At 30.6% G+C, this 12,697-nt stretch carries 8 protein-coding genes; 7 read left to right on the top strand and 1 reads right to left on the bottom strand.

Annotation, left to right across the window (positions count from 1 at the left end):
* The 4 genes from P695_RS0103980 to P695_RS0103965 all read left to right on the top strand — a co-directional run.
* Window positions 1-280: transposase (locus P695_RS0103980; protein WP_028126959.1), on the top strand; the 280-nt coding region annotated here is incomplete at its 5' end.
* A 45-nt stretch (window positions 281-325) separates the two neighbouring features.
* The gene (locus tag P695_RS05590) at window positions 326-1,579 is read left to right on the top strand and encodes a YitT family protein (protein ID WP_338063635.1); all 1,254 of its coding nucleotides are present in this window, start codon (window positions 326-328) and stop codon (window positions 1,577-1,579) included.
* A gap of 36 nt (window positions 1,580-1,615) precedes the next feature.
* On the top strand, window positions 1,616-5,407 hold the full coding sequence (locus tag P695_RS0103970) for a protein translocase SecDF, variant type (protein ID WP_028126958.1): 3,792 nt from the start codon (window positions 1,616-1,618) through the stop codon (window positions 5,405-5,407).
* A gap of 8 nt (window positions 5,408-5,415) precedes the next feature.
* Window positions 5,416-5,931: an adenine phosphoribosyltransferase gene (locus tag P695_RS0103965; RefSeq protein ID WP_211227797.1), complete on the top strand. Its 516-nt coding sequence runs from the start codon at window positions 5,416-5,418 to the stop codon at window positions 5,929-5,931.
* Between the two features lie 23 nt (window positions 5,932-5,954).
* On the opposite strand, the gene coaBC is transcribed toward P695_RS0103965, so the two are convergent.
* Window positions 5,955-7,154 carry a bifunctional phosphopantothenoylcysteine decarboxylase/phosphopantothenate--cysteine ligase CoaBC gene (coaBC, locus tag P695_RS0103960; protein WP_028126956.1) on the bottom strand — a complete coding sequence of 400 codons (1,200 nt, stop codon included), beginning with the start codon at window positions 7,152-7,154 and terminating at the stop codon, window positions 5,955-5,957.
* A gap of 143 nt (window positions 7,155-7,297) precedes the next feature.
* Here coaBC and P695_RS0103955 point away from each other — a divergent pair, with 143 nt between their 5' ends.
* From P695_RS0103955 to aspS, 3 genes are all read left to right on the top strand, one after another.
* Window positions 7,298-9,577: a RelA/SpoT family protein gene (locus P695_RS0103955; protein ID WP_051437388.1), complete on the top strand. Its 2,280-nt coding sequence runs from the start codon at window positions 7,298-7,300 to the stop codon at window positions 9,575-9,577.
* A gap of 87 nt (window positions 9,578-9,664) precedes the next feature.
* Entirely contained in the window at window positions 9,665-10,924 is a 1,260-nt protein-coding gene (gene hisS / locus P695_RS0103950; RefSeq protein WP_028126954.1) for a histidine--tRNA ligase, read from the top strand.
* Window positions 10,924-12,651, top strand: a complete 1,728-nt coding sequence (gene aspS, locus P695_RS0103945) for an aspartate--tRNA ligase (RefSeq protein WP_028126953.1) — start codon at window positions 10,924-10,926, stop codon at window positions 12,649-12,651. The genes hisS and aspS overlap by 1 nt, the downstream gene beginning before the upstream one ends.
* The last annotated feature ends 46 nt before the right edge of the window (window positions 12,652-12,697 follow it).

Below are 12,697 nucleotides of genomic sequence, written 5' to 3'. Positions count from 1 at the left end.
GTCATGAAAAGATAATTGAGATAATTTAGTTTTCTTTTTACAATTTCCACCTGAAATTCGTCGCATTATTTACACCACTAATGCCATTGAATCTTTGAATGGGCAATTGCGAAAATTTACTAAAAATAAACGTATTTTTCCTAATGATAATGCCGTCTTTAAATCTTTCTATTTAGCTATCAGAAACATCGAAAAAAAATGAACTATGCAACCCAAAAATTGAAGATCTGCACTGGCTCACTTTTATATAATGTTTGAAGGGAGGGTCGTAATTGAATAATGAGTAAAAATGAATTTACACAAAAATCCGTAAAGACCCGGTGGATTAGGTTCTGTCGCTCGTTTTTTTGCTATTATTTCTAATGATGATTTAAAATGACAATCAAGTTTATATTTCGTTTATTATGCCGCTTTAAATGTGCCTTTGGTAATTTTTGGTTTTTTCAAACTAGGCTTTAGATTTACGATGACGACCTTATTATACATTGTTTTTTCAGCAGCATTTGACTGGATATTGCGTTTTATTCCTGTAATTAATCCGACTGAATGACATATGATTATTAATTACCAATTAATTTCTAAACTTCCTAATGAATGAAATTCTGCCATCTGACTTTTTGTTTTTGCAGTCATCGGGGGTGTTGTTTTGGGTGCGAGTTATGCTTTGATTTATAAAATTGGTTCTTCATCGGGAGGTAGTGATTTTATTACAATGTATTTTTCAACAACCAAAAACAAAAACATTGGTTCGATTAACCGCAATGTCAATTTTGTCATCTTAACTGGGGTGGTCATTGTTAACACGTTTTTAATGAAGACGAATGACATTAATGAAACGATTAAACTAGACGTTCTCAATAATTTAAATGATAGTCAATGAAACAACATGATTGATGCTATTCACCATTGAGCTCAAGACGGTAATCATTCCTTAAATGTGCCACGAGATGTGATTGATTTTGCAAAAGCATATCATGGTGGTGCTAGTGATGGGATGAAAATTGCTCACTTTTTAGCATCAGATCCCATGTTTGACGGTTATTCTCACGGGATGAAAATCTTAATGAAATTTAAATTTATTTTAGGACCTTCATGATTTGCTTCAGTGATTATGATTATTATTCAAGCAATGGTCATTACTGCGATTTATCCAAAATATAAATTCCGTACAGTGTTAATTACAACCACTAAAGCTGAAGAAGTGAAAAAATTTCTTTTCAGTTCAGGATACCGTAATGAAGTTTTTGAATGAGAATCAAAAATGCAAACTCAACATACAATGAGTAACAAAACAACTTTAGTCATTACGATTACGGTGATTAACTGGAAAACTTTAGAAAAAGGAATTTATGCTTTGGATCCTGAAATGAATGCCAATGTTTTAAGAACTCGCGGGGTTAAAGGGCGAGAAAATATTGAGTTAAAAACTGGTAAAAAAGACGAATATATTTTAAAAAAATTACATAATGATAAAGAATGATTGAAAAAAATTGAAGACGAAGCACTTTTAAAAACAATTAAAGAAAAAAATAAACAAGATGGTAAGAAGAATATTCCATCAGAAAAAAAGGTTATATAAAAGACAAATAGTTTATAATTAAATAAGGTTTTAAAAATGAAAAAGAAAAAGAATAAGAAAAAGATCGAAACTAAAAAGATTATTCATATCGTTATACTTGCTTTCATTCTTGTAGCTCTTGTTTTTGGTTTGGTTTTTTCAGCTATTCAAACCTCAACTGGGATTCATTTAGGATCGCAATATAAAGGTGGCTATAAAGCTGTTGTTAATATTTTTAAATCTGAACGCAATGATAAAGATGAAGGTTGAAGTTTAAAACCTGGTGATGCCAAAAAAGGGGCAGAAGCTTTACAATCTAAATTGTCACCATTTTCTGACGGAAACATTACTGTGGATATTGCAGGGAAGTCTCGTGCCATTGTTTTTGCTCCACGTGAAAGATACCAAAATAACAAACAATTATTCATTAATGACATCCAGTCAACTGGTGGATTATTTATTTTAAAAGATAATCAAGATGTGATGTTGAACAAAGATTTAATGACTGCAGCCGGATTAGATGGCACATTGGATAAAAAAAGTGCAACCGGAGAAATTGTTGGTCCAGCATCTGCAACTTCTCAACATATTGGGCAAGGTAACTTTCCTTTTATTCAATTTGCTTTAAAAAATGATCATTTAAAGAAAATGATTGAAAAAAAAGAAGATAAACCAACAACTAGAGCTGATGCTGTGGCATTTACTTTTCTTGTTGATGCACCAAACGTTTTAGATACTTTTAGAAATTACTTGAATTTTATTCCTTCTGCAAAAGAAGAAGATAAATTTTTAGAAACTTTAGTGAATTCAATTGGTGCTATTCGAAGTGCAATTGAAAAAGCTAAAGAAGAAGATAAAGCGAATGCCACAGCTGTTTTTAAAGATTTTTTCAAAGGAACTAGATGAAAGTTAACATCTTCTGGTTCATGAGTGTCTGAAGAAATTAGTTTATATGATGAACAATACTCAAAAAATACTGCAAAACTAAAAGAAGCTTTTTTTGCTAATGGAGATGAAAAACATAAATTTGTTTTCAAAAGTGATATTAATAAATATATTTATGATTCAAATTCAATTGGAGTTGATTTTGATAAAAATAAAGCTGGAAGATATTCTAAAGATATTGACTATGATGGCAAAACAATGAATGTGACAAAAGCATTTAATATTTTAACTCAATATATGATTCCACAAATTTATGATGCAACTCAAAAAGATAATAAATTTTTACACGATTTTAAACCAGAATTGTTCAAAAATAATTTTATTTTTTCAGGTGCAATTACTGAAGAAAACCAAAGTCCCAACATTCAAGGTGCTTCATTATTTAAAAATAATTTCTATATTGCCACTAAAAACTACACAACAGCTACAGAAGTTTCGGCTAAGATTGCTCAAACCACCGAAAACTTAATTTTCACAGTGATGTCTGTTAATGATGTTGATGCGATTATTAGTAATACAATGTTTATCGTGTCATTGGTTGCATTAATGATCATCTTAATTGCAATTGCAATCTTCATTCTGTTCTTCTATCGTTTATTAGGATTATTTACTATTATTATTGCAGCAATTATTGGCTCTCTGACAGTTTTAATGAGTGTTATATTCTCAATTGCTTTTGGACCGGAATTTATTGCTATTCTCTTCATTGTCATTGGTCTAACTTTTGATATTAGTATTGTCTTATTTGAAAGTTTCAAAAATAATATTTATATTGAAAAACGACCAATGACAATGTCATTCAACATTTCTCATAAAGAAACATTAGGAATTGTGATAGATGTTTTATTAGCAACTATCTTACCTTCAATCATTCTCTTTTGAATCGGAACAGGGTTCTTGAAAAATTTTGCTACAATCACAGCTCTGGGAATCTTCTTTGTCTTCATTTTTGGCATTATTGTTTTAAGGTTAATGATTTATCTGACAACCAAAACCAGAATGCTTAACAAACATCCATGAATGTTACCAATTGATACTAGCGTTGAATACCAAGGAAGTTTCTTTTTCCACAATTTAATTGAATATAAAGAAGAAAAATTAGATGCTTATGCTTTGAAAAACCAATTAAATTCTAAACAACTAGTTAAGATTAAAAAACTTCAAGATCAAATCGAAAAGTTAAAAATCAAGAATACCAAAATTCATCAAAAGAAATTAGCAAGAATTGAAAAACATAATCAGCAACAATTGAAAAAAATAGCTAAAAATGTCAAATCTTGAAAATTAAAATTAACTAAATTAGAAAAGAAAAAAAACTTTTTTGCACGATATAACTTTAATCATCTAACTAAAAAAATCCAATATGTTTCACATTTAAGTGATGAAATTAAAGCAATTGGTAATGATGAGAAAAAAATCAAAGAAAACCGCATTGTCAAATTAGAAAACAAATCTAAAAAAATTGGCATCCTAACATTAATCTTTACTGGATTATTCTTAGCTATTGCAGCCATTGTTTCGGGAGTCGCTGGCTTTAACTATACACCAAGTTTTGGTAGTGGAACAACCACTTATATTCAAGGTGAATTTGTTAAAGATTTTCAAACTCAAGTTAAAAATCCTGGAGGCATTGATTTTAAATTTGATGAAGCAAAAAATAAAACTATTTCTGATGAATTACTAGCAATTGACAAACAAACCCAGAATGAAATTCTGCCTGGTGGTCAAGGTGATGATCACCAAAAAAATCTTTATACTGCAACATCAGTTGAAAGAATGTATCGTTACCTTTTTGATAATAATTATTTAGATAAATTATTAGGTCCAAGTAATAACATTAGAATGAAAAATTTAAGAATTTCATCTGGTCCTGATTATTCATATATTGATCCATCATGAAGTATTCAAAAATTCAGACCTTGAGTAGCTTTTGACACAACATCAAACATTATTCATCAATCAACAGCTTTAAGAAACACTATTTATCACTTGGCTGGTAATAGTGGAAACTATAAACCTGATGATGAACACCAAGATGGACAAATTTTAGTTATGACTATCGCACCATTAACTACTTTCTTGCAAATTAAAGAAATTTTAATTACAATTCTAATTGTCTTATTAGCCCTAATTGTTTACATGTTAATTCGTTTTAAATGAACTTACTATGTGGCTTTAGCTTTAGGAATTGTGATTGCACTAACTTGTGTGGTCTCAGTTGTGTTAGTCTTGAGAATTCCTTTCTCAATTGAAATTTTAGCAGGAGCAATGGCTGTCATTAGTTTTGCCTTTGCTACAGGAATTCTCTTCTTGGGTAAAGGAAAATCAATTATTAAATCGAAAAATGATAAAGACATTAATGAAAGTTTTTCAGCCGAAATTGACTTACAACTGAAAATTAAACACTTAAAAGCTAATTTAAGAAAAAGAAGTAAACAATTACGCATGAAATTCAAAGAGCAAACTAAAATCATTAAAGATAAAAAACTTTGCCAAACTTTAAAAACTGAATTAAAAAATGAAAAAAGAACTTTGGTGACACAAACTCGTTTGGAAATTTATGAAATTAAAAAAGAAATTAAAATTGAATCAAACAAAAATAAATTCCTATCAGAAATTTTTGATAAAGTGTTTAAATTTGGAATTTATCGTGCCATGACAATTTCTGTGCTTTATATGTTAACTGGACTTGTTTTAGCAGTTACACTACCATCAATCCCAATTATGGGAGCAACCATTTTAATTGGTGTACCAATTACTATTATTGTGATGTTAAGCATTGTTTTACCAATTTGAGTTAAATTAGAAAGAAAACGCATTTACATGAAATATTCTTACAAGAAATTTGTTAATAATATGCATGTTTCTGCCGAAGAACAAATTATCGAAGGCATCAACGACTAAGGAGGCATATGATTGATATTAAAAAATATATTTTAGATGTTGAGGATTTCCCTCAACAAGGAATTAATTTTAAAGATATTACCCCAATTTTAAATCATCCAGCAGTTTTTCAAGAAGTCATTGACCGCATGGCAGCATTTGTTTTGGAATGCCAAGCTGATGTGATTATAGCTCCAGAAGCACGTGGTTTTCTCTTTGCAAGTGCCATTGCTTATCAAACACATAAAAAATTTGTCTTAATTCGTAAACCTGGTAAATTACCCAGAGCGACTCATCATGTTAGTTATGATTTAGAATATGGATCAAATATTTTAGAAATGCATCAAGATGACATTCAAGCGAATGAAAAAGTGGTCATTATCGATGACATCTTAGCCACTGGTGGCACAATTGAGGCAATTGTTAAATTAGTGGAATTAAGTCATGGTCAAGTTGTTGGTTTGAGTGTTGTTGGTGATTTAACCACCCTCCACTCTCCTAACCTTTTAAAAGGCTTATCATTTCAAGCATTAGTGAAGTACTAAAAAACCTAGATGAGTGAGCTCATCTAGGTTTTTCTTCGTGCAATTGTACAACAAGATTGTTCAAGACTTAAATATTGATTAATTGTTGCTCAAATTTTTTGAGCAACCTCACTTTTATTGCTTTCATCAATAACGACAACATCATCAGTTTTACGATTTAAAATTTGAATTGCATTTTTGGTTGAACCCATCGCTGCTTTTAAGTTTAAAATTAAAAGATCAGCATTTTTATTGAACATTTTACGGCGAGCTTTCGTTAAGTCAAATTCATCTTGTAAAGAAAAAATGACATTAATTTGTTTGTCTTTCAGCTCGCCTAATTCTTGAGCAACATCCACACTTTGTTGCAAAGCCACAACCAATTCACTTTGTTTATCACCTTTGTCAGCAGAATATTGTTTTGGTTCATAATCATTTAAAGCTGCACAAAAAATCGCAATCTCACATTCTTGATAGAGTGGTTTCATGGTTGTTAACATTTCTTGATTAGTGACAACTTGATGAGTAGTGTTAGGAATCATCACATCAACATCACCTTGTACAATTTCTAAATAATCAGTAAAAACATGAGCTCATTTAATTAATTCTGCCCCCATAATCCCGCTTGACCCATTAGTTAAATAACGCACTGGATCTAAATAAGCACGAGTACGCCCTAAATTAATTAAAACTTTTTTATTAGTTAAATGATCAAACTGGGTAAAAAAGCTTTGTACATAAGTATCAACTTCATTTGGTTCTCAAGCACGACCAAGTCCTTCAATCCCACTGGCTAAACGACCATATTTTGGTTCTAACCAAAGATTTTGTTTGTTTTGCAAAAGCGTCGCTTTACTCTTTTGCAAAATTGGGTTTAAATACATTTTTTCATTCATCGCTGGAAATCAAAGTGTTTTACTATCGTTTGCTGCTAAAACTAAACTCGCTAAATCATCAGCTTCCCCATGAGCGATTTTATTAATAAAATCATAAGTGGCGGGATAGACAATTGTTAAGTTTGGTTCAGTGTTGGCACTAATGTGTTCCCCTGTTGTATGGGCAGATAAAATTTTTTTTGTTGAAAAAATTTGTGTTGGTAGTTCTCAAGTGTTGAAATCTACAAAGTGTTTAACATCTTCACTAGCATAAACATTAACAATAAATGTTCCTTGCAATAAAGTGACCAATGCTTTGGCTTTGGTGGCAGCAATTCCAGCTGTAATGATTAAATTTATTTTTTTCATATAAATTAATTATAAGTTCAAAACAATTGACCTTGCTAAAAAAGATTTATTTAGAAGTTGTTTAGTCAACCTCTTTTTGCTTGGATCAATGAGAAAATTTAATTTTGTTGTAAAATATATGATATATCAAAAGGAGTAATACCATGGCTTTAGCAATTATTAATAAAAATAAATGAATTCGAAAACAGCTAAATATTATTCAAATTGAAAACTTTGATCAATTAAATAAAGTTTTGCAAACTTATATTACTTCGAAAAAAGATTTAAAATCAATCCAAGATGCTTATATTTTTGCGGAGTTAAATCACAAAGCTCAAAAACGTCAAAATGGTGAACCTTACATCTATCATCCTTTATCAACTGCTTATTATTTAGCCCAGTTAAAAATGGGGCCGAAAACAATCATTGCCGGATTATTACATGATATTTTGGAAGACACACCAATCACTTCACAAATGTTAGCTAAAAAATTTGGTGAGGAAGTTGCTAATTTAGTTGAAGCCGTGACCAAAGTGAGTTATTTTGCTAAAGAAAATCGTGAACAACAAAAAGCTGAATATTTAAGAAAAATTTATCTGTCAATGGCAAAAGATATTCGGGTGATTATTATTAAATTTGCTGATCGTTTGCATAACATTTTAACAATTGAAAACTTACCAAAAGAAAAACAAGTAGTTATTGCCAAAGAAACTTTAGAAACTTATTCAGCTATTGCTCATCGTATCGGGATTAAACAAGTTAAAACTGCTTTAGAAGATATGTCTTTTAAAATTTTGAATCCCGAGGCGTATCACCATATTGAAGCACTTGTTGCTAAAGATGAAGCGGAACGTGCCCAAACGATTAAAAAATTAATGCTGGAAATTGATATCTTTTTAAGAAAAGATAAAGGAATTAAAATTATTGATATTTTTGGACGCCCCAAAACAATTTATTCAATCTATCGTAAAATGCACCAATTTGGACGTAATTTTGAAGATTTAAAAGACTTACTAGCGATTCGCATCATTGCTCGTAATAATGATGATTGTTATAAAATTTTAGGATTTTTACATAATAAATTTACTCCTTTAGCTGGTAAATTTAAAGATTACATTGCTACTCCTAAAAATGGTGTTTACCAATCATTACATACAACTTTAGCTGATCAAGCTGGAAACATTTTTGAAGTCCAAATTCGAACTGAAAAAATGGATGATATTGCGGAAACTGGAGCTGCTGCCCACTGAGCTTATAAAGATGGTGAAAAAATTGACATTACTAAAAAGCAAAAACAAATAGATGAACAAATTGATATTTTTAAACGCATTATTGATTTAGAACAAACTAGTCAAAATGATAATAATGATGAATCAATTGAAAAAATCTTAAAAGAAGATTTTTTCACCACAATGATTTATGTTTTAACACCAGATAAAAAAGTGATTACTTTACCATTTGGTTCAACAGTTTTAGATTTTGCTTACCGTATTCATACAGAAGTTGGTCAACATGCCATTGGTGCAAAAATTGATGGCGTTTTTCTCCCGATTAATACAATTTTAAATTCTGGACAAATTGTTGAAATTAAAACTTCTTCCAAGCAAGCACCAACTCATGAATGACTAAAAATTATCCACACCAGCAATGCTCGTAGTAGAATTAAAAAATTCTTAACGAGTCAAATGAAAGAAGCAAACATCAAAGATAAAAAAGATGAGTTGAAAACAATTATTTTAAGAGTTGAAAACAATATTACTTCTTACATTAATCAACATGAATTAAGACGTAAAAAAGAAGATGCTAAAATCATTTTAGAAAAAGTCAAAAAACTTGGTTATGCTAGTTTAGATGATTTCTATTTAGCAATTCATCGTGGTGAATATACGGTGGGTGAAGCTGTTGATGAGGTGTTTGTTGATCATAGTATGTCTAAAGATGAAATTGCTTTAGAAGCAATGAATCACTCTAAAAAAGAATTTATCAATAACGATTATAAAAATGATATTTTAGTTTCTGGAATTGATAATTTAAAAGTGCAAATTGCCAGTTGTTGTTTACCAATTCCTGACGAACCAATTATTGGTTTTGTCTCTAAAGGCCATGGGATTAAAGTGCATGCTCTTTCTTGTCCAAATGTCGTAACAAGTGAAAGAACGATTGATGTTAGTTGAAATCCTAATATGTTTAAGAAAAACTATTATGTGACTAAAATTCGGTTTTATGCCAATGATCAACCAAATTTAATTTATGATATTTCCAAAGTTTTGACAGCGATTAAAGCTTCGATTATTTCAATTAAAGTAGCCACAGATGAGAAAAAATTACTAGCTAGTGGAGCGTTAAAAATTAAAGTGCAAGACTCAGATCAACTATCAACAATCTTAAGTGCTTTAAGGTCGGTTTCATCAATTGAAACTGTTGAACGTGAAATGGAAGGTTAATTATGGAAAGTGATAAAAATCACTTTTTTATTTTTGCTTAGATAATGTATAATTTATATATTATAAAACAAGTTAATAGGTGAAAAAATGATTCAAAAACCCCGCGGGACACAAGATATTTATGAGCAAAAGTCAAAACAATATAATGCTTTAGAAAAAACAATTATTGATGTGTTGAAAACATACAATTTAAATGAAATAAGAACACCGATTTTTGAAGCAAAAGAATTGTTTGTCCGTTCAGTTGGTGAAACTAGTGATGTGGTCAGTAAAGAAATGTATGAGTTTTTGGATAAAAAAGGTCGTGAATTTGTATTAAGACCAGAAGGTACTGCCCCTGTTGTTCGTAGTTTAATTGAAAACAAACTATATGCTCAAGAATATTTACCATTAAAACTTTATTATGTTGGACCAATGTTTCGTTATGAACGTCCTCAAACTGGGCGTTACCGCCAGTTTGAGCAAATTGGAGTGGAATTACTAGGAGTTGATAGTGTTTATCAAGACCTTGAAATTATTGGCATGTTAGATTCAATTGTGCAAGCTTTAAAAATTTCAACACAAGTGGAATTAGATATTAATTATTTAGTGACTGGCGAACAACGCCAAATTTACATCCAAGCTTTGAAAAAATATTTATTAACTTTTAATGATTTATGTGCTGATTGCACAATTCGTATTCAAAAAAACCCTTTACGTGCTTTGGATTGCAAAATTGATGCCAAGAAATTTAATGCTTGTCCACAAATGGCTGATTATTTAACTCCATCAGACCAAGCAAGAATGCAAATGATTTTAAGTGCTGCTCAAAAAATTGGTTTAAAAACCAATATTAATCAAAACTTGGTACGTGGTTTAGATTATTACACCGGCTTAATTTTTGAATTAAAATATTTATCAAAAAGTTTAGGTTCACAATCAACAATTATTGCTGGGGGCAGATACAATGATTTAGTTGAAGATTTAAATGGACCAGCCTTACCAGCCATTGGGTTTGCAATGGGTGTGGAACGCTTAATTTGAATTTTAGAAGAAAATCAAATTAATCTTGGTCATGATGATGCTCTTGATCTTTATTTCATTGTTATAAACCAGCAAGCGATGGAATCAACTTTAGAACTAATGCGAGATTTAAGGAATCATGGGTTTAAAGTTGAACTTGATTTTTTAAACCGTAGTTTAAAATCTAACTTTAAACAAGCCGAAAAAAATCATGCTAAAAATATTATTGTTCTTGGAGACAAGGAAATCCAAACCCAAACCTTAATTGTCAAAAATCAAATCACAAACACTCAAACTGAAATCGCAATGACAGATTTAACTAAATTTATGAAAGCAGGTCAATAATGAAAAGAACACACAATTGTGGTGAATTAACACTTAAGAATCTTAACCAAAATGTTATCTTACAAGGTTGAATTAAAAAAATCCGTAAAATGGGAGGAATGGTTTTTGTTGATTTAAGAGATCGTTATGGCATTACCCAACTAATTTTAAATGAAGCACAAGCCAAAGAAATCAAAACCGAATATGTTATTGAAGTTGATGGTATAGTTTTAGAACGTAAAGCGAAAAATGAACATTTGCCAACTGGAGCGATCGAAATCAAAGTTGATGATTTAAAAATTATTAACCAAGCAGAATTAACTCCCTTTCAAATTGAAAATGAAATTGAGGTTTTAGAAGATACAAGATTAACTTATCGTTATTTAGATTTGCGTCGTGAAACAATGCAAGAGAATTTAATTCAACGTGCTAAATTAAATTCTGTGATTCGTCGTAATTTAGAAGCAAAAGATTTTATTGAAGTGGAAACACCAATTTTTGGCAAGTCAACTCCAGAAGGAGCAAGAGATTTTCTTGTCCCTTCAAGATTAAATAAAAACAAATTTTATGCTTTACCACAATCACCACAATTATATAAACAACTGTTAATGATTGCTGGACTTGATCGCTATTACCAAATTGTTAAGTGTTTTCGTGATGAAGATTTAAGAATGGACCGCCAATTAGAATTCACCCAATTAGATTTAGAAATGAGTTTTGCTACTCCTGAAGATGTGATTTTTATTATTGAAAATCTGATGAAAGAAATTTTATGAGAAGTTAAAGGTGTGAAATTACCAGGTACATTCCAAAGATTAACTTATCGTGATGCCATTGAATTTTATGGGTCTGATAAACCAGATTTAAGATATGATTTGCAACTGCATGATTTAACAACTATTTTTCAAGACACACAAGTTAAATTATTTCAAGCTCATCAAGGCGATGATGTGCATGTGAAAGGGATTGTAATTGAGGAATTGCTATCCAAAACCCAACTTGGTGAATTAGAACAAGTCGCCAAACAAAATCACTTAAACCAACTAGCTTTTGTTAAATATGACAATGGCAATTGAACAGGTTCAATTGCTAGTCAATTAACTGATCATGAAAAGCAAGCTTTAATTCAAGAGTTTCAACTGACTAAACCAGCTACAATCTTATTAAATATGGCTGAATATGATGTGATTTCACAAGCAATGGGAGCAATTCGTACAACATTGGCTAAACAATTTAATTTAATTGATCCCAAACGATATGAAATTCTTTGAGTTGTTGATTTTCCACTTTTTGAATTTAGTGAAGAACAAAACCGTTTTGTTGCAGCCCACCACCCATTCACGATGCCGAAAAAAACATCTTTAAATGATTTTGATGTAAATAAAAAACAAGCTCTAGCTAGTGCTTATGATATTGTTTTAAATGGTTTTGAAATTGGGGGCGGGAGCCAACGTATTACTGACCCGATGATTCAAAAAAGAATGTTTGATGCGATTGGAATGGATGAAGCAACCATTCAAACTAATTTTGGTTGATTTGTTAATGCTTACAAATATGGTGCACCATACCATGCCGGAATTGCTTTAGGATTAGACCGTATTGCAATGATCTTAAGCGAACAAGCAGAATCGATTCGTGATGTGATTGCCTTTCCAAAGAATTCATCAGGAATTGATTTAATGAGCAATGCCCCAGATTATGTGACTGATGCGCAACTAGATGAATTAAGTATTAAAACCACTAAATAATTAAGCCAAGTTACGACTTGGTTTTTTTATGCGATAAAAAAACCAT

Source organism: Williamsoniiplasma lucivorax ATCC 49196 (assembly GCF_000518285.1).
In the GTDB taxonomy this organism is placed as follows: Bacteria; Bacillota_I; Bacilli_A; order Mycoplasmatales; family Mycoplasmataceae; genus Williamsoniiplasma; species Williamsoniiplasma lucivorax.
The sequence above is the reverse complement of the archived record's forward strand: the minus strand, read 5'-3'. Positions and strand labels throughout refer to the sequence as shown.